The following is a 26,621-nucleotide window of genomic DNA, read 5'->3' as shown; positions in this document are numbered from 1 at the left end:
GAAGGATCTATGCACGATGTTCTCGCCGGACTTTTTGAGGAAAACTGCGGCAGAGACTGGTCTAATAAAGCGTGAACGTAAAATCGATGCAGTAATCATATTTTGGGTTTTGGTTCTGAGTTTCGGAGTCCGTCTTCAGAGATCGCTGGCTAGTGTCGCGTCATTAATTAAATGTCGTAAAGTATAAGATGTATTAGCTCATATTCTATCCTGGAGAATAGGATATGAAGAAGTATATCGTTACGTTAACTGAAGAAGAACGCAAAACTCTCAGTGACATTGCATCAAAGGGAAAGCAGAGATCACAGAAAATTCTAAATGCATTGATTTTGCTGGGTTGCGACAAAGGCGATTACCAAACAGAACACTCGACCAATGAAGAAATGTCTCGTGTGCTTCAAATCAGCATGAGAAAGATCGATCGCGTGAAAAAGCGATTTGTCGAAGGAGGTCTCGATGCTGCACTTGATAAAAGGACAGGGAACCGCATCTATGCCAAGAAAACCGATGGGGATTTTGAAGCCCATTTGATTGCATTAAGCTGCAGCGAGCCGCCAGAAGGTTTCGCACGGTGGTCTTTAAGGCTACTGGCTGATAAAGTCGTTGAGCTCAACTATATTGACAGCATTTCCCATGAGACTGTGAGGCGAATTTTAAAAAAAACGAGATCAAGCCTTGGCAACAAAAGGGATGGGTGATTCCACCAGATCAAAACGGTAGCTTTGTCGCGAACATGGAAATGGTGTTAGACGTATATAAGCGACCCTTTGATCAGCTTCATCCAATCATATGCATGGATGAGTCTCCAAAGCAACTGATATCTGAAACAAGAAAACCAATTCCTGCCTCGCCCGGACGGTCTGCCAAATATGATTATGAATACAAACGCTGCGGTATGGCCAATATCTTTCTTGCCTGCGAGCCATTGGCGGGGAAGCGCATGATAAAGGTCACTGAAAGAAGGACTGCGTTGGACTGGGCTGGCTTTATAGAAGAGATCGCTGCTCAATATGAACAAGCAGAAAAAATAACATTAGTTATGGATAACCTCAACACCCATAAAGCAGGATCATTTTATGAGAAGTTTCCGCCAGAAAAAGCAAAGGCGTTATGGGATAGGTTTGAGTTCGTGCACACTCCAAAACATGGCAGCTGGCTGAACATAGCTGAAATAGAACTAAATGTGCTTTGGGGACAATGTCTGAACAGAAGAATCGACGATATTGAAACTGTTAGGAAAGAAGCAGTGGCATGGCAAGATATCAGAAATAACAAAAATGCAAAGGTAAATTGGCAATTCGCTACTGCCGATGCCAGAGTTAAGCTTTCTCGTCTTTATCCGACGTTAAATAGTTGACGCGACACTAGTTTGAAGAGAAGTTATGAAAAAGAAGCTCATGAAAAACTAAGTGATAGTAGCTGGTATTACAGATTTACTCCAGAACTTGTGGAATTTCTCAAAGCATGTGTTCTTCATGGAATTGAATACCTTGCGCAAGAACAGAGTTATAATCTCAATAAGAAGTTATTTCAGTTTCGAGACGTCTTGATCCAAGATAGCACAATAGTTCGACTTCATTCAAGTCTGGCAAAGCTCTACCCAGCGGCCCGATCCAAAGGAGAAGCTGCTGGCCTTAAGATTGCGGTTCTTGTCAGTGCAGTTGGAAACACCCCAGAAAGCGTTGCTATACACAACGAACGTACCAATGAGCTAAAGACTATTAAAGTCGGCCCCTGGATAAAAGGGAAAATACTGCTCATTGATCTTGGTTTCTATAAATATCAACTATTTGCCAGAATAGCTGAGAACGGAGGTTTTTTAGTCTCTCGATTAAAGGATAATTCGAATCCAATGATCATAAAGGCAAATAGGTCCTGGAGAGGTCAGAGTATAGATGTGTGCGGTGCATATCTACAAGATGTGTTACCCAAGCTCAAACGACAAATTTTGGATGTGGAGATCGAGGTTTCCTTTAAACGCAGAGCATATAAAGGAGTAAAAAGACCCGATACACATCGATTCCGTCTTGTCGCTATCTATAATGATGAAGATGAAAAATATCATACATATATTACTAATATTAACTCAGATATTCTTGAACCGGAGGATATCGGAAAGCTTTACGGAGCTAGATGGGATATCGAATTGATGTTTAAAGAGCTAAAGAGCAGGTATGCATTAGACGCCCTGGATACTAAAAATCCTTTGATAATTGAAGCTCTTATATGGGTTGCGATTTTAACACTTCTTGTTAGCAGGAGAACATATTTTAATGTTAGGAAAATTCATCCGGGAAAAAATATTGTAAGATTCACTCAACTTCGATGGAGCATTATCTTCGCGGAGAATGCAGATGATCAGTTGACTCTTATTCTACGATATCTGGGAATAACAAGGACTTGGGAAACTCTAGCAGGTGTTTACGATAGTCAAGCCCTAGACCCCCATGTAAACCGCGAACGCTTTAGAGCTGAGTGGTGGGCTTAACCGATGACCAATGCGCAATACCAAAGGAACTTCGATTCACGAACGAATCATGACCGTATTGGCAACCTAGAGACAAAGAGAACTGGATAATCTCCAAATGCTAACGGCAAGGCTTGCCAGCTAAACACATACACATATTTAATACCAGTCGTATAGCTTTTCACGATCAATAGCTCTGATCTATCACTTATCATACTACGTGAGAAAATGCTTCCATAGCTGCAACCTAAACGGGCCGAAAGTATTATAAGCAAATTACAAAGTAACAATAATTAATATCATGTTTGGATTAGTGGCATTAAAGGATAATTGTCTGTCCAGACATTGAACCTGGTAGGTGTTCAAATTGAAGAGTAATAAGCATCTAATAGCGTTGGCTTTGTCGATCGGATTTTTGCTGGCGGTCAGCGTCATCAATGCCAGCTCAGAGGGGACCGAATTTCCTTTGACAATAACAGATTCTGCGGGAAGGGTGGTGACCCTCCCCGAGCCCGTGCAGGGGATCATAGTTCTGAATACCGATGCAGCGGAAGCCGTATCTGCTCTAGGAGCCTCGGACCTGATTGTTGGATTGGCGGAGGGAATAAAAGAGGATTATGCATTTCAGGGACTGAAGGAAAGGCCATCGATTGGCACATGGAGCGATATAGACTTTGAGAAGATCGGAGAGATCGGCAGCAAGAGAAATGGCACAGGCATCATCGTCTTAGGATTTGTCTATCCTGGAAAGCCGAATGGAGTTGAGGCAGTTTCCAAGAACCTGGAGCCATTTAGCGGAATTGTCGCCCTGGGGCTGGACTTCTACAAAGAGGAGAACCTCAGCAGGGAGTTGAGGCTTTTAGGCTCGATACTTGGCCGGGAGGATCGAGCAGAAGAGCTAATCGACTGGCATGACCGGCATGTGGCAGAGGTTGAGCAGGGGGCAAAGAACCTGGACCGTCCAAGAGTCTTTATCGAGGGGAGCTCAAGGGGGCTTGGCGATATCACCACATTTGGAGGGAGTTCGGCCTCAGGAATGCTCCTGGAAAAGGCGGGAGGAAGCAATGTGATGGAGGAGGATGAAGCCTATCCCAAGGTGGAATGGGAGTGGGTTGTCTCTCAGGATCCCGAGGTCATTATCAAGACTGACTATCTCAAATCTTCCGATGGCCTGCCGGGATGGAGCCTGACATCCTCTGGCGATGTCAAAGCTCTGGAGGAGATGAGAAACGATATATTAAGCCGTCCCGGAGCCCAGAATATATCGGCGGTGAAGAACGATCGTGTCTATGTCGTATCCGCCCAAACCCTATTCGGCCTGGATAATGTTGCCGGCCTGCAGCGCCTGGCAGAGATCCTCCATCCCGGGATCGCTCTCGAGCCAGAAGAGGCCTATGGGGAGTATCTTGATTTCATGAGACTGGAGGAGCAGAGCGATAGAATGTTCGTCTTTCCGGCTGTTGATTAGGAATCGAAGTTGATGAAAATGAAAAGATCATCTGAGTTTGTAATGCTGCTGATAGCGTTATGTGCCAGCTCATGCGCAATATGCTCTTCTTCGCTGGCTTTCAGCTATACCCTGAATATATTTGGCAACGCCAATATGGATGATGCCATCAATGAGTCTGATATCGCTTATCTGGAGGACGTGATAGCCGGCAGGAGCCCAGCAACGGAGCTATCTGATGCCAATCTCGATGGTATTGTGGATGGGAAGGATATCGAGCAGGTAGAGAGGCTGATTGATGGGACTGGAGAGCAGCTCACCCTCAAGGCCTACACCATATACGAAGAATTGATGAATGTCACCATTCCCATGCCGGTGGAGAGGATTGTGGTTCTCAACCTGGCCTGTGCAGAGTCGGTTCGAGGCATAAAGGCGCAGGATAAGATCGTGGGCGTCGGCTCATCCCTGGTGGAGGGAGCGAACAGGGATTTCTTCCCAGAGATGATCGACCTTCCCACGGTGGGAAAATGGAGCGAGCCGGATATCGAGGCCATCATCAGCCTCAATCCCGATATCGTGATTGCTGATTTGAGGACACCGGATCCAGAGAAGCTGGAAGACAAATTAGAAGGCACAGGCATTACAGTGGTTCGCATGGGCTTTACCTATCCCGACTACTCTTCGTCGGAGATCATGGCCCTGGGCTATATCCTGGACCGGAAAGATGATGCCCGAGAGCTGAACAGTTTCGCGGGAAAATACTCAGACCTCATCGAGGAACGGTTATCATCGATCGCTGAGAGTGAAAGGCCCCGGGTCTATCCCATATACTATACTTCGGCCGATCTGTGGAAGACGGGATCCAACGGCTCCATCGTGGATATGCTCTGCGGCCTTGCCGGGGGCGAGAATATCGCCCATGATCTGACCGGAGGAACAGGCGGGATGTATCCCACTGTGGACCCGGAATGGGTGGTAGGAGAGAATCCCCAGATAATCTTCACCTGGAGCTCTCCTGGAGGCTACAGCCTGGCCAATGACAGTGCCATGAGAGAGCTATGGACGAAGATCGTCCAGGCTCCTGAGCTATCACGGGTGGATGCAGCAAAGGACGAGCGGGTGCATCTCATGACCACAGAGATCACCAGCCGGCCAAGGTGGTTTGTGGGCCTTTCATATCTGGCCAAGTGGTTTTATCCGGAGAAGTTCCTGGATTTGGATCCAGAGGCCATACACAAAGAATATCTGGAGAGGTTCCAGGGGCTAGAATATCAGGGGATCTTTGTATATCCATAGCCCCATGGGCGAATGATATCCCGGGAGAGATGGATGCATTCTCCTGGGAATCGCCCCCATGCCGCCTTTTTCAACTTCAATCCGGGAGCTTAATGCTCGACAGCTTTAAAGGATATTCGATTATTATTAGAGAATGGAAATGCTCCATCTATTAGCTGAATCACTGGTCGCCACCGCCAGCACCATGTCAATAGTATTCATAATGCTATTCCTAACTGGCCTGATGAATGAGCTGGGCTTATTCTACAAGATCTCTTATCTGGCAAAACCTTTGATATCGTTCTCCCATCTTCCTGCTGTCTCTGCATCCACATTTGTGGTGAGCCTGGGGTCGGCCCTGGCCGCGAACACAATGATCGCCCGGATGAAAGATGAGGGCAGTCTGACTGAGCGTCAGGCATTTTTTTGTGCCATCATGAACAGCGTTCCCGTCTACTTTCGAGAGCTGTTCACATATCATCTGGCCTTTGTTGTCCCGGTGCTGGGGCTGTTTGCAGGAGGGATTTATGCCATTGTTGCTCTATCCACAGGGATCATCAAGCTCTTTATAGTGGTGATCCTGGGGAGGGCCTATCTCCCTGAAGGCTCTGATGCTTCGAAAGATGCGGATATTCCCGAAAATAAAACGACCATCTTCCAGGCTGTTTTGAGATCCCTGCATGGACAGGGACGGCTGTTTTTGCGTATATCATCCCTGTTTTTCATAATGACCTTTCTCGTTTTATACCTGAGCGAGAAGGGAATCCTCCAGTCGATCAATGCCCTTCCCATCGCCCAGATCTTCAGAGTGCCACCGGAGACTATAGTCCCTCTGACCATCTATGTGGCCAGCCCCAAGGCGGGCATCACCCTTTTGGGGCCGATGATCAGCAACGGCAGCATAAGCGAGGTAAAGGCACTGATAGTCCTGATGCTGGGCAGCATGTTCATGCTTCCCTTCTACTCCATCCGCTCGCTCATGCCCAATTATACCTCAGTCTTTGGAGTGAGGTTGGGGTTGTCGCTGGTTGTAATATCCACGGGGATCAGCGTGCTGGTCCGGCTGCTGGTCTTGATCGTATTGATGGTACTGGCTGGATAAAGAAGCATTCTCTCCGGGGATTCTATCAGGGGGGTGATGGCACTCGACACATCTTTCTCAGAAGCTCAAAAAGGCCTTTGCTTATTGCTCTAAGTAAAATCTTGATATATATTAATCTTAATAAATCATACTTTTATCGACATACTTATAAGCAGATGGGTCAATTTCAGTTCAGACTTGGCAATTGAGGTGACGGGACTGTGAATAAAGCAATCTACGCATTGATCTCATTAGGATTATTGCTGATCCTATCCGCATCCGCCCATGAGTTCACCCTGGATATCTTCGGCAATGCAAATGGGGATGAGCTGATAGATGAGGAGGACAGAAATTATGTGCAGGGCATCCTAGACGGCAAGAATAAAGAGACCGCTCTCTCTGATGCCAACCAGGATGGAAAGGTCGATGAAGAAGATCTGGATCAGATCAAGAAGATCATCCAGGGGACTGAATCCGAAATTTATTATATCGATGCCTTTGGCAATGCCAGCCGGGTCAAGCATCCCTTAGAGAGGATCATTCTGGTATACGCCATTACGGCAGAGATCATTCGGCATCCTGGGTGCAGAAGAGCGGGTAGTCGGGGTGGATTCAGAGGGAAGCTCCGGTACCCTTGGAAAGTATCCCACCTACTTCCCCCAGTTCATCCAGACCGCTTCCATCGGCAACAGAAACGATTGCGATGTGGAGGCAATCCTGAAGCTCCAACCGGATGCAATAATCATCGGCACAAAGACCGGCTGCCCTTATCTTGAGGAGAAACTCAGGGGGTCGGACATAGATGTGGTCTATCTGGAGACCTGGAGCAAAGGGACGCCATCTCTTTTCACCCTCGCCTGTATGCTGGATGAGGTGGATAGAGCATTGGAGTATCAGGAATGGAAGGATGGATATCTGGATATGGTTGCTGAGAGGGTAGCTACTATTCCAGAGGGCGAGAGGGTGAAGGTCTTCGTTGACCGGCCGGGTAATACCACAGTCGTCCGGGGAAGCGGCTACTCTGAGGCGATAGAGCTTGCCGGGGGAATAAACATTGCTGCGGACCTGGCCGATAGCCTCCGGGTGGATGCTGGCATCTCCTCAAAGAACACCCTGCCCCCAGTGGAGACCGAATGGGTGCTGGAACAGAATCCGGATGCGATCATTGGACTGTCCTGGAATGGTGGCTATGAGGTCGATGATGAATCCGTTCTGAAGGAGCGCTATGATGAGATCATGGGAACAGCTGGATTCGGCGAGACCAATGCAGGAAAGAATGGCAGAATCTATGTGACCTATTTCATAAACACCCTGGGAGCAGGAGATCATATTGGCGTCCTGTACTTTGCCAAGTGGCTTTATCCCGACCTATTCGGGGACCTCGATCCAGAACAGGTGCATCAGGAATATATCGATCGGTTCCAGAACGTGGACTATGATCTAAAGGAGCATGGGGCATTCGTTTATCCTCCGATGAGTTAGATGCTACAAGAAGGCTCTTCCTGATTTAATGAGCGGTAAATGCAATAATTGAGTCCTCCCTGAACTCTGCGGCTTTGCATCTGCGGATCTGATCTTCCGCCTTCCATGTTCTCTGATTGGAGGACCAATCCAGAGCTCGGGGGGTAACATCATTTTTGCTTTTAATTTAATATATTATTACTAAATACTATTGATAAAGGAAAACTTATTAATAAACAAACCCTATAAACCCAATCAATCACATCGGTAATGAGGAATGGAGCATATGCAAGAGAGAAATTTGTCATTGATGATTCAGGGCCATGAGATCTGGCTGGAGAGATCGAAGATCGAGAATGATGATGTTGAGCTGTCCCTTGTCTATGGCCACAACATGCGCCAGGATGGCGTGGCTGATATCAGCAGGTTTTTGCCATTTGTCTTTCTTCCCGATGGAATCCGGGGAGAGGCAGTTCTATCTGCGGGCGATGATCGCCATTCAATGAAGTTCAAGGCAGAGAATGCCGGCCATTACATCGCTTTCGTCGACATGGGCACGACCGTCTGGTCGCAGACCAAGGATGGCTACAACCAGGGTCCAAAATTCCAGTTCAAGGATGTGATCTATGCTGGAGCTTACAACCAGATGGCTAAGACCATAATCTCTGTGGGAAATGGCAGCGACTACATTGGCCGCCCATTGCACGGGATTCTGGAGATAGTGCCAAAAGAGCCTTTCTGCCGCTCTGGGCAGGAGATCGAGCTCTCCGTCCTGTACGAAGAGAAGCCTCTAGCATTTGCGGATATCAAAGCCGTCTCCAAGAAAGAGGGACGAGAGATTGGATCCGCCAGAACAGACGAGAATGGTGTGGCAAGGATTCCCATCGACGTGGACGGCGAATGCATGTTTTTAGTCAGGCATGCGGACGGGACGAAGAGAGTGAACGAGGAGTTCGACGAAACCGTATTTGTCAATACGCTGGTTCTGGAGTCCCGATGAAACGGATAATTTTCTCAGGAAAGGGTGGTGTGGGCAAGACCACCATCCTTTCCAATCTGGCCAGGCTGCTGGCTCGGGATGGCTACAGGGTGCTGGTCATAGACTGCGATCCGAGCATGAATCTGGCCATGTCCCTGGGCATTCCTCTCAGCGATGTCGTCTCTCTGGCAAAGGATAGCAGCCATCTTTGGGAAAGGCTCGGGCCGCAGGCAGAGGAGCAGGAGCATGGTGAGCACGGATTGGAGTGCACAGAGGAGGACCTCGATGAGTTCATTATCCCGGCAGCAGATGGTGTGAAGCTGATTGTGATGGGGACGATACCCTTCGGCGGCGCAGGCTGTCTGTGCGCACCCATATCTCTGGTCCGGCTGCTGGTGAACTACCTGGCATCCGGTCCGGAAGAGCACGACTTCATCTTCGTGGACTCTCAGGCCGGGGTAGAGATCTTCGGCCGAGGACTGGCCTCGGAGTTCGACCTCTCCTTCGTCATCACTGAGCCCACCCCGAAGTCCCTGGAGGTGGCAAAGCACGGCCTGAAGCTGGCTGGGGATCTGGGGGTCAAGAGGCAGATAGTGGTGGTGAACAAGGTAGAGGTCGATGAAGACCTTCTGATGGCAAAAAGAGAGCTGGATGGAAATGCTCAGCAGATAATGTCTGTGAGCTATGATCGGGAGGTGGTGGAAGCGGACAAAAAAGGAGCATTGCTCCTCGATTATGCCCCGCATTCCAGCTCCTTGAGGGATATTGTCAGGGTAGAGCAGTTCATGCTTTCGGAGGCATAAATGTGTGAATTCACGGTATATCTGTTGGGCGATAACCAAAAGGATCGTCAGATGATGGCGAAAGACATTCTCGTCGCCAGGAGAAAGGAAGGAAAAGTGCTCTTGATGGATGCTTTCGGCAGCATTACACCGGTGGAGAATGCCACTATCGAGGAGGTGAATACCCTTTCTCAGGAGATGATACTGAAGAGGATGAATTAGAAATGATTAATATCCGGCATGGGGTGATGGCAATGGCGATCGAGATGAGCTTGTACGCCTCACTCATTTTACCTGGATTGCTTATGGATTGCTAAGTATTGCAAATATAGCCATAAATATTATTTGATTGCAATCGGTTGGAGTGTTTATTATGATTGATAAAGGATGTATGATGATCTCATTGTGTATCTTATTCTTCGCCGTGTCCCCGGCGGATGCCCTTGATGTGCGGCTGGATGTCTTTGGCAATGCCAATCTGGATGACATCATCGATGAAGAGGACATTGCATATGTGAAGGATATAATGAAGGGATCGGCAGAGACAACAGAGCTTGCAGATGCTAATTATGATCAGGAGGTCGATGAAGAGGATATCGCTCAGATCGAGAGGATAATCAATGGCACAGAGAGCAGCCTCACCTTCATCGATATATTCGGAGATGCGGAGACGGTCAATAAGCCCATAAACCACGTGGCTGCACTGGGCTATATTGGTCCCCAGCTATTGCGTCTCATCGGCGCGGAGGATAGGATGCTGCCTGTGGTTGGACCTGATTATTCCAATTATCCAGTATTTTGGGGAGAGATAAGCCAATGGCATTCGGTAGGGAATACTCCGCCCGATGTTGACTTTGAGCATGTTCTCTCCCTTTCGCCAGATGCCGTTCAGACGAATCTGGAATTTTTGAACTATGCAAATGATGCAGGCAGAAAGATGAAAGAGGAGTTCCACAGGAATCTTCCTGGAATTCCATTGATCTGTCTTAATGCGCGCGAGCCGGAGCATACATCTGCAACTGTCCTGATCTATGGATATATCTTTGAGGGTTTCGATTTAGCACCAATTAGAAGAGCTTTAAATTCCTGCGTTAATATTTTCAATCTTTATGGTTGTTTTTAGGTCAATTCATCCATTATGTAGCCTCTTTTTCTGCATTTTGCCTTGCTTTTTCTCTATTCTCTCGTGCACTTTCATAGCCTCCGCTATGTTGAAGGAACACGCCCTAAATATTTCAACTGCTCTATGTTGTAAACGATTGAATTCATCATGAATTTTATCCCTGCTCTGGCGATAGTCGTTACAGAAACATGACCTGCATTATGGGCTCGTTTCATAACCGCAAAACATCTTTCGATTTGCGATCGCTTTCTACTGATCCTTTTATTTCTCAGAATGTCTTTGATTCCCAGCTTATGACCTCTTGCAGCTTTTTTCATCGCAGCATCGTATCCTTGTGTCTTGGCACCGCTATATCCTTTATCGGCGTAACGTGGTAATCCATTGATTCCAAGGTCCACCTGACTATCATGAAGAGATGCTGTTGTTGTCTCGATTTTTCGGATAAGATGGTACTCGGTATCGATTAGAATATGGCCCTTATAACCGAAAAATGATTTGCTGCCCTTTTTTGCCCAAGTCCCCTCATTTATTGGACCATCATCGAGTCTCTTTGGTTTGGCATTGCTGCTAACGATATTATTAGAAATATTGAGCAAGTCTTTATCAAAATCAGGAGTCGGTCTCGCCTTGATGGCTTCTAAATTGGGATCCTTTTTATCTTGGTCTTTCTGATCTTTTTTATTCCTCTTTTGCCCTGGATCAGATGTTATGAAAGTAGCATCCTGAATTGTGCCCTTCTTTACGGCAAATCCTTTCTCATCAAGCTGATTCTGGAGCTCTTTCCAAAGATCCTCGTATCTGCCACATTCGATCAGTCGCTCGCGAAATAGCCAAACTGTGCTGAAATCTGGAATCACTTCTGTGGTGCCAAGAAAAATTCGAAATGAGATTCTGTCCGTAACTTGGCGTTCCAGTTCTGGGTCTGATAAACCAAACCAACTCTGAAGTACAAGTGCCTTCACCATAATTACAATATCAATGTTTGGACGACCTCCACGGCTAGTTTTATTCTTATAGATCAATGGTTCTAAAAATCTGAATCGATCCCAATTGATTAAAGAGTTAATATCGGAGAGATCATCGCCGAGAGCTTTAACCCGAGAATATTCTTCTCGCATGGCAAAATCTATGAGCGTCCTCATACATCAAATATTATGATATTAATAGTATATAAACATTTCGATTGATTAGTTTTTCGAAACCCTCCTTTGATGAAGAAGAGAAGGCAAGAGATTTTGCCGCCTGGCATCAAGAGACTTACAATAGGATAAAGAGGATATCCGATCAGATCCCTGAAGAGGATAAGCCTGAGGTCCTCTTCAACTCCCATGAGTTGGGCACAAAATACACTGCAGGAGGCAGCAGATATGATCAATCGCTCAAGCTGGCCGGGGCAAGAAACCTGATAGACAAAATAGTGAAGGAAGATAGTCCCTTTTACGGGAAGACCAGCGTCGATGTGGAGCCTGAATGGGTGATGGAGCAGAATCCAGAGTATATATTCACATCTTATTTGAATCCAAATAGCAATGCAGGCTTTGAGACCGAGGACGTATCCGGCGCAGCAGAATCCGTCCAGGCCATATCGAATCAGACGGAGTTCTCCGAGCTGGATGCCATCAAGAATGGCAACGTGTATTATATCGACAACTTTCTGGTGGGAGGTGGAGGATTGAATCCAATAGGTGCAGCGTACCTGGGAAAGCTGCTTCATCCGGAGGAGTTCGAAGAGATAAAACCGGATGAGCTACTGAGAGAGTACCTGGCCTTTTATAGCACAGAGACAGAGCCTAAAGGGGTATTTTTATACCCTTTTCTGGAGGAACAGGTTTAGAACCATTCTCAGATATCCAGGCGGCTACGTTCAGTATAGATCTCCGGATCAGTTCGAATTAGTGATTGCTTTAAATGCCGTTGCTTAACTACCTGTCTACTATCAAGGGTTCACTCCGCTGCGTCTCTACTATGCTATTTTATCTGCATCTCATCCGTCTCTATAGCTCCTCATCGATGCTGATCCTTCCCCTAGCCAGCACAATGCATGGCTCAAGCGGTGACTTCTTCTTTGGTTTCTGCAAGGAAAAATGGTTTGCATCCCAGCCTATTGGCTGAGATACATTATTCATTTATTCAACTTCTGCGGGCGAATAGATGTTATCTGGAGTATTATTAGTTGCCAGGCCCGTATTACCCACCTGATTACCAAGCGGTTCTATGAAAATACCACCACCTTCTTTTGCACAGTTATTTGAGATTATAGCGTTTCTCAGGTCGAGCGTGCCTCGGTTATAAATTGCTCCACCCTTTTCTTTTGCCTGGTTATCGATGATGGTTACTTTGCCATCCAGCCTTATTTGGCTTCCTTCATCTATGTAGATCGCACCTCCTTTTCTGGCAGCGTAATTCCTTTCAATTGTAACATCGTTCAATGTGGCGTTACCGATGATAAAAATGCCGCCGCCATCTCCGCCAATAGTATCAGGAATGCTGTCGGTTAGATCAACTCGTTCACAGTCCGTTTCGGTGCATTTAGATAAGCTTACAGAAGTTAATGTTATTCTTTCAGGCAATTTAATACTTTTAGCTACGTTATCTGAGATTATTCCGCCATTTACGATTAAATTGCCTTTAAATACATTTATGCCTCCTCCGTAAAATGCCTTGTTGCGTCGTATATCACAGTTATCCACAGTCACATTCGATTCTGAAGCATAAATACCGCCGCCAGTCCCACATGTTTCATGCAAATTCTCAACCATGGCTTCGTTATCGAGAAGGGAACAATTCTCAATAAGCGCATTTTGTCCGAAGATGAAAACGCTGGCTCCAATACCGGCGTTAAAACAGTTATCCGCCATCTTACTGTTCAGAATTTTGCAGCCCGTGGCTATTAATGGGCAATTAAAGGCGTAAATCGCGCCCCCAGATCCTCTATTGGATTCGAAGGATGTCGAATCTATTATAAGACTGCCGCCTTCATTACTGATGGCACCTCCTGTATCTCCACGGTTGTATGAAATGGTGCAATTTCTCACGATCACCTGCATGCCACTCCCGAAATCATTCCTGTATTCTTCACGGATCTTCTGCAGGTCATAGCTATCTTTTCGCAGCACGGCTCCCTTACTGGAGATGCCACTTCCCATAGATGCTATATTTTGGGAAAATGTGCTGTTTTCCACGATCAATTTTCCTCCCTCGTTAACCACTGTACCATCATGCATAGCGAAGTTATTCGTTACTAAGCTGTCATTTATCCACACTTCACCGTATTTATTGTAAATACTTGAACCATTGTATGCTATATTGTTACCTAATAGGCAATCATCCAAGATCAGCATTTTGCCATGGTTGAGTATAGCCGCGCCAGTCTCACCTTTGCAGTTTATCAATTTGATATTAGATAGTTTTACTTTTACTTGTGGATTGCTTTTACCTATGGCCAATGCACTGCGCAATCTTCGACCGTCTATGATTACCATCCCTTGTCCTTTCAGGGTCAGGTTCTTATCAATCTCTACAAGAAATCCCGAAGAATTCTGGTCAGATATATACCAGCCTGGCTGTAATTCGATGGTATCACCATCTACAGCATTGTCTATCAACTGCTGTAAAGTATCATTATATGAAGGCAGAGATACCAGTTCAACGCCGTAAATGCTAGTCCAAACCCGCCCGTAGCCTGATCGCAGATCCACATCCCCCATAACTGCGTGTTCAAGCTCATCCGCCTGTCCATATACTTCCCCTAATGTGATTAAGAATATTGCTAATGCCAGCAATTTTACGTTCATAACTGATTTCCTCCTAGCAGGTAACTAAGCATAACAATGCAAACCTGAGCTATCCCAATGTCCATACAAACAGCATACATGCGAGCTTGAATAGCTAAAACAATTGGGACAATGCCCATCAACATAACAGTTATTGGAATATTGGCATGTACCTGAATATATAGTGGCACAGGATATTATGTGCCAACTAACTTCATCATCAAGGGCTCCTTTTTCTCGATCACTGCAGTTTGTCCTTTGCTCACATTTTGTATCATTTTCAATAAGACTACTGTTATTCCTTGCAGTCCTTTCCAAACCAATCGGTGTCGATGTTGACTGATTCAAAGCGACGCTATTATTTGGCAAAGGAACAACCTCAGTGTTAGACTGACTCTCTTGTAGTTCGAGTTCTGTTTCTGCACCTTGATTCTCATTACCTTGAACAGACATTACGACATGCATACAAGAAAGTAGTATGCATACCATTAATACATTCCATTTCAGTAGCATACCTCCTGATTATCAATACGAAACACAATTATATTCTAAATATTTAAAGATATTGGAATGCACGGAGTGCACACCTGATTGTCCTTTACCACATCGACATTGGCCAGTTCGCTTCGATCGAGGACTTGATCTCTTGATGCGATCATCTTGGAGAGATCGTCCCGCCTGAGGAGAGGCCGATAATCAACAGCCTTACCTGGACGGCATGCTACCTGTTTGTGGGGGCAGGGACATATGCCGGAGTAATTATGATGGCCGGGGGGCATAACCAGATGCCGTTCCTGATAACCGGCGCACTCTATGCCCTGACAGCATTCCTATTTTATGCATTCCTTGGCCGCAATTCGCTGCTAGGATAGATTGAATGGATTGCCTTTTCTTGGGTCCAGCTGATCACGCAGGCCATCACCGATAAGGGTAAAACCGGTCACGCAGACGATTATCAATGCAGAGGGTACAAGAACCAGATGGGGGTGGCCTGGGAAGACGCCAAATCCGTTCTTGATCATCATCCCCAGCTCGGGGGTTCCCGCCTCCACCCCCAGACCGATGAAGCTCAATCCGCTCACGCTGAGAAGAAGGCCACCAAGCCCTAAGGTGATCATCGGTATCAGGGGAGCGATGGTGTTGGGCAGTATATGTCTTCCCATGATGTAGCTCTCGCTTGCACCCAGTGCTCGGGCGCTCTCGACGAATCCCTTCTCCTTGACTGAGATCACAGTGCTGCGTATGACTCTGGCGTACTTCGACCAGCCAACTATGGACAACGCCAATATCAGGTTTGGCACTCCCGGCCCCAGGGTTCCGACCAGCACCAGGGCGAGGACGATGTCCGGGAAGACGAGCTCGAAGTCGATGATCCTGCAGATCAGCCGGTCGGCAGTGCCTCCGAAGTATCCGGCCATCATCCCCAGAGCAGTGCCCAATGCCACTCTTATCAAGAGGACCACAGCAGCGATGAAGAGAGAGAGCCTCAGCCCATACACTAGCATGCTCAAGAGACATCGGCCCATGTAATCGGTTCCGAGAGGATGCTCAAGCGTCCAGGGAGCGATCCTGTTTCTCAGATCTATCGCTTCGGGATCATGAGGGGCGATCAGTGGTGCAAAAAGAGCTATGATCAGTACCGTCCCAATGATCGCAGAGCCTATGAGTATCTTCTTGTTTCCAAGGATACCCTCTTTCAGGAGATCTCGCTGGGCCATGCCTATAAAACGCCCTCCGGATCTATTCTGGGGTCGATATAGGTATAGAGCAGATCGACGATGATATTTATGAGGATGAATATCACCCCGATTAAGAGGACGCTGGCCTGAACCAATGGGACGTCTCCTGACTGGACCGAGTCCACCAGGAGCCGGCCGATTCCCGGCCAGGCAAAAATGTTCTCCACAATCACCGCCCCGCCGAATAGGCCTCCCAACTCCAGCCCGAGGTAAGTGACCAACGGGGGGAGGGAATTCCTGAATATATGCCCGAAAAACACCCGTGCTTCGCCCAGGCCTTTCGCTTTCGCTGCCAGGACGTAGTCTTGCCTTGACTCTTCCAGGATATCGTATCGGGTCATGCGCATAAGCATCGCTGCCCCTCCAAAGGAGAGCGATGCTGCAGGCATGAGCATGGAATATAGCCCGCTTCGTCCCGCCACGGGAAGCAGATGCAGGCCTATGGCAAATATGAGGATTAAGACGAAGGCTGTGACATATCCGGGCACGGAGATGCCCAGAATGGCAAGATAGCTGAGCATATCATCGATCCACGAATCCTCCTTCCAGGCGGCTAGAAAGCCCAGAGCAAGCCCAAAGAACATGACTATCAGCATGGAGATCATCACCAGCTCGCCGGTCGCCCGGAGGGACTCACTGAGAATGGTTATGACCGGCCTTCTGGTGACGTAAGAGTAGCCCAGATCGCCATGCAACACCCCGCTGGCCCAGCTCAGGTATAGCTGATATGGAGGTGCATCCAGCCCCATCTCCTTTTTCAGTACCTCCACTGTATCACGGGAAGTGGGAAGCTCACCGTTCATCCTGGTCTGCAGTATTCGCTCCGCAGGATCTCCAGGGAAGAGATAGAGGAGGGCGAAGACAAATACGGTGAGAACGGATATGGTCAGAATGGCAGCGGCAATCCGCCTCAGGATGAGCCCGTACATGTCCTGCTCCCGTCCCTCGCTCTTGTTCCTCTCGCACTCCCTCTTTTCATTCAGGCTTTGTAGGCATTCTCCAGGTGATGCCTGCCGATCAGGCTCAGCTCATAGTCCTGTATATCGGAGCTTGAGGCGGAAATGCCCGTGTAGTAGGTCAGATAAACCACAGGAACATCCTTCAGTATCCTCTCTTGAAGCTGGTCGTAGATCTCCTTTCTCGCCTCCTGGTCCATGGTCTCCCTTCCTTTTTCGATGAGGTCGGCCACATCATCAGGGGCATAGTTCATGCAGTCGTAGTAATACGATTCCGTAGTAAAATAGCTGGCCCATGTGTCCGGGTCTCTATTGAGGAGAGTATTGACGGAGACCAGATAGATGTCCACCTTCCCTCCTTTGGCCTGTTCTCTCACTGCAGAGTCATCGAGAATGGTGATCTCTATATCGATTCCCACCTGGCCCAGCTGATCTTTCAACGCCTCTGCAATGCTTGGAAGCTCCGGCCTGCTCGGATAGGTGAACAGAGATAATTTGAGATCCTCCCCATCCTTATCCATGATGCCATCGTTATCGCTGTCCGACCAGCCGGCCTCTTCCAGGAGTGCAATTGCCTCCTCTGGGTCATATGATGGGGTTTCGAGGTTATCGTTTGACCAGTAGAGATTGGATGAGAAAGGAGCTGATGCCGTCTGATCCATGCCCTCCAGGAGGGAATCGCAGATCAGATCGCGGTCTATTGCCATGCTTATCGCTTGACGCACCAGAACATCATCCAGGGGCGGATTAGCTACATTCAGCAGTAGATGGCGTACTCTGCCCATCTCCTCTTGCTCGTAGACTTTGAAGCTGGAGTCCTCGGCCAGCTTCTTGGCAAGAGCAGGAGAGATAGTGCCAATTATGTCCACCTCGCCTGCTCTCAGCATGCTCTCCCTGGTCTTCTCTTCAGGGACGTTTGAAAATACCACCTTCTCCACCTTTGCTTTGGAGCCCCAATAGTCTTCAAATCGAACACCTGTCATGCTCTCCTTTGGCACCCAGGAGTCGAACTTGAAGGGGCCGGTGCCTATGGGCTCTACGACCTCATCATTGCTGTCGAAAGATGATGCCGCCAGTATCTCAGTTGCATCCTTGCTCAGGTATCCTGCCAGGGGAGCAAATGGCCTGCTGGTGGTTATCACCAGGGTGTACTCATCAGGCGCTGTGACTGACTCCACTGGAAATGCCTTGATGGAAGAATATTCTGCCGATCTTCTGAAGGTCCTCTCCAAGCTCAGCTTCGCAGCTTCTGCATTAAAAGGCGTTCCATCATGGAAGCTGACTCCTTCTCTTAAGTGAAATGTCCATGTTCTGCCGTCCTCGGATACATCCCATGACTGGGCAAGCATTGGCGATAGTTTTCCCTCTGAGTCCACACTCAGAAGCGGCTCAGAAACGTCCACGCTCAATTGATATACAATGGGATCAAGCGATTTTGGCTCCCAGGGCGATGCCACCTTCAGCGTTTCATCATCTGCTGCAGAGATGCCCACGAAGAGGCTGACCAGGAATAGGGCAACTTCAACGATTGCTGCCCTCTGGATTATTCTCTTCGAGAATTGAGGCCCTCTGCTCATAGAATGCCCATAATTCATCATTTCTAATTCCAACCATATTCTTCAATTGGTGCTCTTTTTTTAGTGCTGCAATACCTCTGTAAGCCACTCATGTGAATATCGAATATGCTGATCAATGAGCCGCTTTTCTGGCCACCTCACAGCATTCATGTGATTAAGCTTTCTGGATGGGTGTATATATTAAATAAGGATTTCGGTATTATAGCATTAAATAAGATCAATTCTAATATAAGTAATATTTATGTCCAACTCTTTTGCGATGGGATGCGTCATGTCTTTATAATTTCTTCCAGCTTATTAAAGCATATATAATAAAATACAGCTGTTGCCGCATAGAACAAGCCAGTGACCATAAAAGGCATGCGGCTATCGCCTTTAGCCATCATAAGGCCGCCGACATAGTTTCCAATTCCTACAAAGGTGTAGCAGGCCATCCACATTATGCTGTTTATCATCGACCTCTCCTCAGGCTGAACGATCTCCAGCTTGAAGCTATTCAGGATGGGATTTGCCATATTCATGATCATATATCTCATCACAAATCCAACCACGGCAATGAGCAGGTTATTGGTGAGGACAAACATCAGCAAAAATGGTATCGATAAGATCTGCACAATGGCGACCAGCCGGACCTTCCCCGTCCTTTCGGTGAGAACGGGGACTAGAAAATATCCGAGAATCATGAAGACCTGCGAGACGGAGAAGATGATGCCGATCTGGTTGGCACTGGCACCGAGAACCGTATCAAAGTATACATTGAAATAGGGAAGGGATGTGCCCCATCCTATCCCATAAAGGCAATAAAATAGGGTCATTTGTCTGATGACCTTGGACTTGAATATGGATCGATAGATGTGAAGCTGGCCTCTGATGTCATTATTCTCTTCCGAATTCTTCTCCGCGACATATGCCAGGGGCAGCAGCGATGCCACAGTGGCAACCAATGACACATAGAGAGTTAGCCGATAGGATATGGCGCTGCCAGACTGGGCAGAGATGAGATCTGCCAGGATATCGGGCAGAAATCCGCCCAACATGTTTCCTGATAGGAGGGAAAAGGTGTAGATGAGCGAGGACATGGAGAAGAGATACATCCTCTCTTCTTTGGTCGAGTTTTCCAGGAGGAAGGTCGATCCGGTCACCAGGCCCAGGGCGGATGCCATCCCGGATGCCAGGCTGAATAGCACCAATAGCTCCGGTGTTGTGGTATTATAGAGAAAGAAGAGCGATATAGCGCTGAGAACTGAAGAGAGAAGCAACGTCCTCTTTCTGCCCAGGCGATCACAGACAAAGGCTGCAGGTATGGAAAAGAGTCCCATGGAGGTGGCGGAGATAGATAGGATCAGCCCCAGAAAATCCTCTCCGAAGCCCAGTCGCAGGATGTAGAGATTGAATATGACCCCATATATCCCCGCATTTAGAGTGGTCAGGAAGACGAAGAGCAGATACTTTCTCGCATTGGGGCTGAAGCGCCTTAGCTTGGAGGCATAGCCATTGCCTGCCAGGAGCAAATTCATCAGAAGAAGATCAAATGACATGATAGCTTATTCTGGCAAAAAAAGCTGAGGCTTCACTTAACCCCGGTGACCAGGAACTGCCTGCCGCCGTATCCATGCTTCAGATGGTTGAGGGTTAATAGCAGCTTTCGGTTGAGGTTATCTCTAAGCTGAACATCCCTGAAACCGAGTCTGGTGAGCATCTCTATATCATGGTCAGGCCGCTTCATATTGCAGGACCACAGGTCCCTTTTTATCGTTTTATCCATCTCCTGGTAGCATGGCATCCTCCTCTCGGTGAGCATGATCAGGATCAGAGAGAGACTGCGCCACAGCTGCCTGCATGCCGTCCTATCTCTTTCATCAAACCAGGTGCCATCTACGATCACCAGCCTCCCGCCCGGCCGCAGAACCCTCTGCCATTCAGCAATTGCCTTTTCCGGCTGGGGAAGGGTCCAGAGAACATACCTGTTGACCACAGCATCGAAGGAGCTATCATCAAAGGGCAGAACTTCGCCATCTCCCTGGATTAGATGCATTGGATTGCGCAGAGCTTCCGAGTTCGACTGGGCCTTCTTCAGCATTCCCTCCGAGGCATCAATGCCTGTGACATCATGACCCAGCTCGGAGAGAAGATTGGACACAATTCCCGGTCCCGTGCCCACGTCAAGAATCCGGAGGGGGGCGCTGCCTATAGCTACGCTGAAGATCTTCTGCCATATGCGCCTCTCCCTGGAGGAGTATATGACCTGCCTGACGTTCTCATCGTAGGCCTTTGCCCTCCCGTCCCAGTGTCTGGTTATCCTCTCTTTCATCCCCGGCTCCTGGAAAGGTAGATCGAAAGCGGCAAGACTATCATATCCTCAGGCCTCCACCGGCCAGCGATCATACGGAGGATAGAGGAATGCACCCTTTTCTTCGACATTGAAGTCTATGCGGCAGAAACGGTCCACATATTCCTGATGTATGGCCACGGGATCTATATCCTCGAATAGATCGGGGTAAAAGAGCTTGGCCAGGTATGCAGTGCCTATGATGTTGTTCCCCGCGCCGATGAGCAGGAAGTAGTCCAGACAGTATACCTGATTCTCCTTTACCGCATCGACATTAACCAGCTCACTTCGATTTAGGACTTGATCTCTTGAGGCGGTCATCTTGGAGAGATCATCTGTCTCATATCCGCCATCGCCCCAGCTTGCCACTGCCTCAAAAATATATTTGGGGTTTTCTTTGACGATGAACTCTGGATCCGCAGCGATCATGCCTTTGTACTGAGGATCATCTGGACCCACTGCCCCATCGATGATGTTTTTCCCCCCGGCTAAGACCAGAACCTGGCCCAGATTGCTGCCTGAAGCATAACAATTATAGGGCTCGGATGCGTACTCGAAGAACGCCGTTGGCCTCTCTTCCTCAGGAATGTCTTTGGTCCGGCTTTCAAACAGGTTGTAGTATTCAGTATACCATTTTATGAACTGCTCTGCCTCTTTCTCATGATCTATAAGGTAACCGTAGGTGCGGACGTTCTTCACCAGAACATCAAGCTCACGCATATTGAGAGAGATCAGAGGTACATCGGGGAGGTTTTTCTTGAATATATCCTTCTGTGCCCGGCCCGCGGTTGAAGAAGATCCTCTCTCTATATTGGTCTGGAGAGCATCGGTCTTCAGCATAATTATCCTCTCAAAGTCAGCATTTTCGGCTTGGGCTCCTTCGTCTGGAGAGACTGAAGGAAGGTCGGATAGTTCTGGAAGATATGTCTTATGCGCCGATCTATCTGCACCATAGGCTACAAGGAGGTCTTCTGCACCCAGGATTCTGGTCATCTCCACCCCATTGTAACCCATATTCACCAGGCGCTTTATGGGCTTATTCAACGTCTCTGCCTCACCCAGGATGTCTATATAGGTGATCCGAGTCTCTCTGCCATCCAGTATGGCTTGGACCTGCTCTATATCCTCTTCATCAACATCGCCGTCATAGTTTGCATCGGCAAGCTTGGTGGGCTCGGTTTTGCCCGCTGCGATATCCCTGATATAGTCCAGGTCGGCCTGGTCCAGATGCTCATCCATATTGGCATTGCCATAGATCTCCAGGACGAAATCAGCAGCATTAGTAGGAGATAATATCACGAGAGCATAGATCAAAATCCAAATTAAGCGGTTCGGCTCCATTATTTTATACCTCGCACGGGATAATACATGAATTCAGCAGTCACTTTTTCATACGATAATACATCGAGTTAATAAATACTGTGATGAATTTTTAGGGCTTTAAGAGCCATCCTTTCCCATTGGATCCCCTTTTTTGAGTCGAAAGGCATTGATTCTCTACTCTGGTTGCAGATAGGGATAAAAGGAAATGGTGAGGCAAGGACAATGAAGCGCATCATCGGACTCTCTTGGCCACATCGCCCACCACCACAAATGTGGGCTCATGATACTCCAATCTGCTCAAGACAGAGCCCCTTTTATTCTGGAGCTTCTGCACCTCTTCCAGATGCCTGAATGAGACATTGAAAAGGCCCGCCTCTTCGAAGACATTGCAGATCCTCTCCGGTTTGGATTGGCTGAAGAGTGGGAGCTCCTTTTTTATCGATTGGTAGTGGTCTAGGAATTTGGATTTAAGAGATGGGGCCTTCCTCGAGCAGATTTTAGCAGCAGCACTGGATATGCCCCTGCGGATCTGGGCATTTAGAGAGGGATCAAACCAGGCCCCGTCGATGGCCAGGATGCGGCCCCCGTCCTTCAGAACCCGAGACCATTCTCTCACCGCCGCCAGGGGATGGGGAAGGGTCCAGAGCAGGTGCCTGTTCACCAGGAGGTCGAAGCTCTCACTATCGAAAGAAAGCTGCTCGCCATCTGCATGGCGAAAGTCCACCTGCAAGCCCATCGATTGGGCGTTCTGCCTCGCTTTTTCTATCATCCCGGAGGAGATGTCGACACCGGTCACATCAAGCCCCATCTCCGCCAGTATCAAGGCCATAAATCCGGGACCGGTCCCCACATCCAGGACTCTCTTGTATCTCCTCCCCTGGAGGAATGGCTCTAACTCCATCTTCCAGACGGCCTTCTCCTCCTCTTCAAATCCATGACTGCCGTTGGTATAGCTCCGGCTTCTCCAATCCCAGTATTGCGAAATGCTCTCCTTTGCATCCATAATCGTCTCTTAACCTCCTTTACCCCGATCGGAAACCATCTCAATCACTGACTAGCAGGTCTGATGCCATTAGATGACACTTTATAATATTAAATAGCTCAGTTTTATTGATAGATCATACATACATCTATGCTATTGGGATTTGGTTAATAAATCCTTTGCCCAATTCACATTAGGTCTGAAAATGATAAGTTGGCTAATGAGATTGAAAGATATTATGAAAAATTAGCTTTTTTATTAATAATTGCATTTTGGATCAGAAGCTCCCCCTGCAGGGCTAGTCGATGAATCCCTGCGCTTCGAAGAGGAGGTTTCCTTTATCATCCACCTCTCGGAAGACTGCCCAGGTGGCTTTATCCCTGGAGACAGGATTGAGTTCGTCGTCGAAGTACCTTATCTCTGAGCGGACTGATCTGCTTGATCCGATATTTTCATTACTTTTTAGCATGATATAATATTATACCTTACTAGTATAAGATATTTTCTAAAGTAATGATAGATTTGGTAGAATTATAGAGGAGTGTGGTTGCTATTTGCATGCTGATGGATTTGCTCAGATTTTGAATTTTCAGAGAATTATCAGAAAATGTACTTTTCAACAACATCAAGAACAATTAATAATACATTTATATCTAATGGAGCCATTAAGTATCACAAACACAGGATGGATATTATGGAAGCAAAAAAGCATTCGATCTCAAATCTATCGCTCATCTTTTGCCTATTGCTATCGGGATTGCCCATGGTTCAGGGCGAGGAGCGATCGGACAACTACGCCATAGAGAAGCTTGTCATTGGCACCACCAATCAGGTGGAGGATATCAACGTAAATGTTCGTCTACCGCCGGGGCTCATGATCTGCGCCAGCGTGCTTGGATTTGTAATGATATCGATGGAGCCGGAGAGATCTCAAAAGGCGTTGGAGCTGTAGATGAGATCGAAGACGTTGCTCGAGGATGTTGCTCGAATACCCTGAAAATGTTGAACGAGGTTAGGACATCAACATGCCTTATCATCAATCGCCTCCTGCAGTTGGTGCAAGCTTATCGGCTTAGAGATAAAGCCATCTCCTCCCTCGCTGATGCATTCATCTCTGCGGCTGGTGCAGCCAGTGACAAAGATGATCCTGGGGCCCTCTGGCCAGCGTTTCCGGATGATTCTAGCCGCCTGCAATCCATCCATCTCTGGCATCTGAATGTCCATGAGCACCAGATTGTAAGAGCGGCTTTCCATGGCAATCAAAGCTTCGAGGCCATTGTCTACTGTATCGGCATTATACCCCAGCGTCTTTAGCATCCGCAAGGCGACCAGCTGATTTGCCGGGTCATCCTCGGCAATGAGAATGCTTAAAGCTCTATTGGGGTGCTTTTCAAAGACCAAATCAGATCCTTTTTCAAATGTCATCCCACTCACCATTTTCCCAAGAAAGCAATTCTCTCTATGGTTGGAGAATTAATAGTAATTTGTATTATTAAGTAATAAGCATTTCGATTGTAGTAATATCAAAGCTTTTGTCGTCTTGTACTCCAATAAAATCCAGAAAAAAGAAAAATGAGCCTGCCGGCCTAGAGCACGATCTGCTTATTGTGGTTTAGAACCTCTGCCATCGTGTCTGCACCCTCAACCGATCCAGGGAAGTTGGTGAAGATCACTCGCTCTGCATCGATTCCCTTATCCTTCAAGGACTCTTCAATTCCCTTGGCCAGCTCCCCGGACTGCATATTCTCTATGATATATTTCACATTCTGGTATTTCTCAGGATTGGCATTGATGTCGTCCACCACTCTGGCCGCGGTCTTGGTTCCATTCAGAGCGAACTCGGGCGCAAAGAAGTTGACCACATTCATGCCCAGCCAGTTTTGCACGGGATCTTTTTGCCAGAGCATGACTATGACCTGCGTCTGGTTTAGCTGCTTCTTCTCCGACTCTGTAGGCTCGATGGCGTCAAAGCTTTTTGCATAATCATTGTAGCGCTGCTCGTAGTAGGTTTTGTTGGCCGGGTCTTTATTTGCGAGCCACCCTTCTACCTCGGCAGCCAGCAGCTTGGAGTTGGTCGGGGTGTTCCATCCGCGGGAAGGGTTGGATATCGTCATCCATTCAGCTGTCCCATAGTTATTGGCCGTCATGAAATCGTTGATTGCCGGCATGTTATACCTTTGGTCGTTGCTGTCGTTGTACGCCATAAACATGTTAGCATCTTTGATGAAATCCATGTTGAGCTGAATGCGATTTGGAATGATGTCTGTTTGCAGGTGAGGGCACAGGGTAGGGTCAGCGATGGAAATGGCCTCCACCCTATCTCCGCCGATATAGGTTGCCGGATCCATCAATACACTGGTGGTGCAGACGATCTTGAGAGTTGACGGTGCCGTTTCTGCACCAGCAGGAACGATCAAAAAGATCGCCAGCATCAGTATGGCTAAGTTGGATGATTGAATTCTCATAATTGGAATTAGTAATACTAAATATTTAAGTTTTACTACTATTGACTTGATTATCTTTGTAAGTTCGTATTAAATATAACGAATCAAGAGACATTATCTATTTTAGCCAAAAACGACCTCACTACATCATTGGCCATCTTCCGGGCGATCTCTGCCGGGATTCCCATGGCCAGGCAGTTTTCGGGCAGCCAACCCCTGGCGGAAGGATCGTTGGACCGATGGATATCTGAGACAGAGAAGCATTTTCCGCCATGCCCGCAGGATAGGTAACTAGGGTAGCGCAAGCCGGGCCCCAGGGAACCGATATTAAATTAAAAACGTTATGGCTGCCGAAATGAGCCAGTGCACATAAATCCCTGATCTGCTCGCCGCTGGCAAAACATACTATGCATTTTACGCCAGGGTCCTCCTGGAAATCATCGCAGCGCCTCATCACCACATACCTGCCCAGGGTTTTGATCTCACCTACTGCCTTGTAGGTCTCGCATGCGATATTTTCGTTCTCTTTCAGATGCTTTCCATCCTGTTTTGCAGCCTCAGATCCTGTGGACATCAGGCCCGGCAACCTCGGATCAAATCCCCTATATCCAAACCATGCCGGACCTCCCATGCAGCGGCAAAATAAATGACTGGGGTCATTTCCGGCATAAACAGGACCCGTAATCCTGCCTTCAGCAATCTGATACATGTTGCAGGCAAGGCAATCGCTGAACGAAGAGGACCGGACAGCATTTTCCGGTACCTGATCCGAGCCGTACACGCATACCGGACTGGTCTTCATATTCACGGCATTTGCCAGGAGGGATCCTATTTGCCTGATTGACAATCTTTCCTTGACTATTACCACCGCCGAGAGCTTTAA

Annotated in this window: 25 protein-coding genes and 1 pseudogene; 12 read left to right on the top strand and 14 right to left on the bottom strand. The window is 47.7% G+C overall.

The features are described 5' to 3' along the window. Positions 1 to 224 precede the first annotated feature (224 nt). The 5 genes and pseudogenes from MCON_RS15655 to MCON_RS09235 all read left to right on the top strand — a co-directional run bounded on the left by MCON_RS15655 (position 225) and on the right by MCON_RS09235 (position 6,291). Positions 225 to 1,357 (top strand): IS630 family transposase gene (locus MCON_RS15655; RefSeq protein WP_157863761.1). Its coding sequence is split into 2 segments (ribosomal slippage): positions 225 to 651 and positions 651 to 1,357, totalling 1,134 coding nucleotides; the frame shifts between segments, so codons are not numbered across the junction. 9 nt (positions 1,358 to 1,366) lie between these two features. Further along, a pseudogene (locus tag MCON_RS09250) lies at positions 1,367 to 2,488 on the top strand (IS4 family transposase); the annotation flags it as partial. A gap of 337 nt (positions 2,489 to 2,825) precedes the next feature. After that, entirely contained in the window at positions 2,826 to 3,935 is a 1,110-nt protein-coding gene (locus MCON_RS09245) for an ABC transporter substrate-binding protein (RefSeq protein ID WP_083804704.1), read from the top strand. An 18-nt stretch (positions 3,936 to 3,953) separates the two neighbouring features. Then, entirely contained in the window at positions 3,954 to 5,210 is a 1,257-nt protein-coding gene (locus MCON_RS09240) for an ABC transporter substrate-binding protein (protein WP_048132257.1), read from the top strand. Between the two features lie 139 nt (positions 5,211 to 5,349). Then, the gene (locus tag MCON_RS09235; RefSeq protein ID WP_013719719.1) at positions 5,350 to 6,291 is read left to right on the top strand and encodes a nucleoside recognition protein; all 942 of its coding nucleotides are present in this window, start codon (positions 5,350 to 5,352) and stop codon (positions 6,289 to 6,291) included. 347 nt (positions 6,292 to 6,638) lie between these two features. On the opposite strand, the gene MCON_RS16235 is transcribed toward MCON_RS09235, so the two are convergent. Beyond that, the gene (locus tag MCON_RS16235) at positions 6,639 to 6,794 is read right to left on the bottom strand and encodes a hypothetical protein (protein WP_157863760.1); all 156 of its coding nucleotides are present in this window, start codon (positions 6,792 to 6,794) and stop codon (positions 6,639 to 6,641) included. A gap of 52 nt (positions 6,795 to 6,846) precedes the next feature. Here MCON_RS16235 and MCON_RS15245 point away from each other — a divergent pair, with 52 nt between their 5' ends. The 5 genes from MCON_RS15245 (at position 6,847) to MCON_RS16710 (ending at position 10,615) form a co-directional block, all read left to right on the top strand. Next, positions 6,847 to 7,752, top strand: coding sequence for an ABC transporter substrate-binding protein (locus MCON_RS15245; RefSeq protein ID WP_083804703.1), 906 nt, complete (start codon positions 6,847 to 6,849; stop codon positions 7,750 to 7,752). Positions 7,753 to 8,017: 265 nt separating this feature from the next. Continuing rightward, entirely contained in the window at positions 8,018 to 8,731 is a 714-nt protein-coding gene (locus MCON_RS09225) for a DUF4198 domain-containing protein (RefSeq protein WP_013719718.1), read from the top strand. Further along, positions 8,728 to 9,513, top strand: a complete 786-nt coding sequence (locus tag MCON_RS09220; protein ID WP_013719717.1) for an ATP-binding protein — start codon at positions 8,728 to 8,730, stop codon at positions 9,511 to 9,513. Before MCON_RS09225 ends, MCON_RS09220 begins: the two co-directional genes overlap by 4 nt. After that, on the top strand, positions 9,514 to 9,714 hold the full coding sequence (locus MCON_RS09215) for a CooT family nickel-binding protein (RefSeq protein WP_013719716.1): 201 nt from the start codon (positions 9,514 to 9,516) through the stop codon (positions 9,712 to 9,714). It abuts the gene before it with no gap. A 151-nt stretch (positions 9,715 to 9,865) separates the two neighbouring features. Further along, positions 9,866 to 10,615, top strand: a complete 750-nt coding sequence (locus MCON_RS16710; protein ID WP_013719715.1) for a hypothetical protein — start codon at positions 9,866 to 9,868, stop codon at positions 10,613 to 10,615. Positions 10,616 to 10,698: 83 nt separating this feature from the next. Here the strand turns inward: MCON_RS16710 and MCON_RS09205 are convergent, their stop codons facing one another. Beyond that, positions 10,699 to 11,757 carry an IS5 family transposase gene (locus MCON_RS09205; RefSeq protein ID WP_013718487.1) on the bottom strand — a complete coding sequence of 353 codons (1,059 nt, stop codon included), beginning with the start codon at positions 11,755 to 11,757 and terminating at the stop codon, positions 10,699 to 10,701. A 41-nt stretch (positions 11,758 to 11,798) separates the two neighbouring features. On the opposite strand from MCON_RS09205, the gene MCON_RS09200 reads away from it, so the two are divergent. Further along, on the top strand, positions 11,799 to 12,449 hold the full coding sequence (locus tag MCON_RS09200; protein WP_013719714.1) for an ABC transporter substrate-binding protein: 651 nt from the start codon (positions 11,799 to 11,801) through the stop codon (positions 12,447 to 12,449). 292 nt (positions 12,450 to 12,741) lie between these two features. Here MCON_RS09200 and MCON_RS09195 read toward each other — a convergent pair whose 3' ends face one another. The 9 genes from MCON_RS09195 to MCON_RS16225 all read right to left on the bottom strand — a co-directional run bounded on the left by MCON_RS09195 (position 12,742) and on the right by MCON_RS16225 (position 23,763). Then, positions 12,742 to 14,409: a right-handed parallel beta-helix repeat-containing protein gene (locus tag MCON_RS09195; RefSeq protein WP_013719713.1), complete on the bottom strand. Its 1,668-nt coding sequence runs from the start codon at positions 14,407 to 14,409 to the stop codon at positions 12,742 to 12,744. A gap of 842 nt (positions 14,410 to 15,251) precedes the next feature. Beyond that, positions 15,252 to 16,106, bottom strand: coding sequence for an ABC transporter permease (locus tag MCON_RS09190; protein WP_013719712.1), 855 nt, complete (start codon positions 16,104 to 16,106; stop codon positions 15,252 to 15,254). 2 nt (positions 16,107 to 16,108) lie between these two features. Continuing rightward, on the bottom strand, positions 16,109 to 17,056 hold the full coding sequence (locus MCON_RS09185; protein ID WP_013719711.1) for an ABC transporter permease: 948 nt from the start codon (positions 17,054 to 17,056) through the stop codon (positions 16,109 to 16,111). 50 nt (positions 17,057 to 17,106) lie between these two features. Then, positions 17,107 to 18,660, bottom strand: coding sequence for an ABC transporter substrate-binding protein (locus tag MCON_RS09180; RefSeq protein ID WP_013719710.1), 1,554 nt, complete (start codon positions 18,658 to 18,660; stop codon positions 17,107 to 17,109). Between the two features lie 269 nt (positions 18,661 to 18,929). Continuing rightward, on the bottom strand, positions 18,930 to 20,198 hold the full coding sequence (locus tag MCON_RS09175; protein ID WP_013719709.1) for an MFS transporter: 1,269 nt from the start codon (positions 20,196 to 20,198) through the stop codon (positions 18,930 to 18,932). Positions 20,199 to 20,230: 32 nt separating this feature from the next. Further along, positions 20,231 to 20,971, bottom strand: a complete 741-nt coding sequence (locus MCON_RS09170; RefSeq protein WP_013719708.1) for a class I SAM-dependent methyltransferase — start codon at positions 20,969 to 20,971, stop codon at positions 20,231 to 20,233. A 48-nt stretch (positions 20,972 to 21,019) separates the two neighbouring features. Further along, the gene (locus tag MCON_RS09165) at positions 21,020 to 22,303 is read right to left on the bottom strand and encodes an ABC transporter substrate-binding protein (RefSeq protein ID WP_157863759.1); all 1,284 of its coding nucleotides are present in this window, start codon (positions 22,301 to 22,303) and stop codon (positions 21,020 to 21,022) included. Positions 22,304 to 22,544: 241 nt separating this feature from the next. Continuing rightward, positions 22,545 to 23,315, bottom strand: a complete 771-nt coding sequence (locus MCON_RS09160) for a class I SAM-dependent methyltransferase (RefSeq protein WP_013719706.1) — start codon at positions 23,313 to 23,315, stop codon at positions 22,545 to 22,547. Between the two features lie 277 nt (positions 23,316 to 23,592). Then, positions 23,593 to 23,763, bottom strand: a complete 171-nt coding sequence (locus MCON_RS16225; protein WP_157863758.1) for a hypothetical protein — start codon at positions 23,761 to 23,763, stop codon at positions 23,593 to 23,595. A 225-nt stretch (positions 23,764 to 23,988) separates the two neighbouring features. Here MCON_RS16225 and MCON_RS09155 point away from each other — a divergent pair, with 225 nt between their 5' ends. Further along, positions 23,989 to 24,246, top strand: coding sequence for a hypothetical protein (locus MCON_RS09155; RefSeq protein ID WP_048132248.1), 258 nt, complete (start codon positions 23,989 to 23,991; stop codon positions 24,244 to 24,246). A gap of 68 nt (positions 24,247 to 24,314) precedes the next feature. Here the strand turns inward: MCON_RS09155 and MCON_RS09150 are convergent, their stop codons facing one another. The 3 genes from MCON_RS09150 to MCON_RS09140 form a co-directional block, all read right to left on the bottom strand. Continuing rightward, entirely contained in the window at positions 24,315 to 24,719 is a 405-nt protein-coding gene (locus tag MCON_RS09150; protein ID WP_013719705.1) for a response regulator, read from the bottom strand. Between the two features lie 161 nt (positions 24,720 to 24,880). Then, the gene (locus MCON_RS09145) at positions 24,881 to 25,759 is read right to left on the bottom strand and encodes a metal ABC transporter substrate-binding protein (protein WP_013719704.1); all 879 of its coding nucleotides are present in this window, start codon (positions 25,757 to 25,759) and stop codon (positions 24,881 to 24,883) included. A 121-nt stretch (positions 25,760 to 25,880) separates the two neighbouring features. Next, the gene (locus tag MCON_RS09140) at positions 25,881 to 26,606 is read right to left on the bottom strand and encodes a DUF169 domain-containing protein (protein WP_157863757.1); all 726 of its coding nucleotides are present in this window, start codon (positions 26,604 to 26,606) and stop codon (positions 25,881 to 25,883) included. Between the last annotated feature and the right edge of the window lie 15 nt (positions 26,607 to 26,621).

It is taken from the genome of Methanothrix soehngenii GP6, from assembly GCF_000204415.1.
Classification (GTDB): Archaea; Halobacteriota; Methanosarcinia; order Methanotrichales; family Methanotrichaceae; genus Methanothrix; species Methanothrix soehngenii.
The sequence above is the reverse complement of the archived record's forward strand: the minus strand, read 5'-3'. Positions and strand labels throughout refer to the sequence as shown.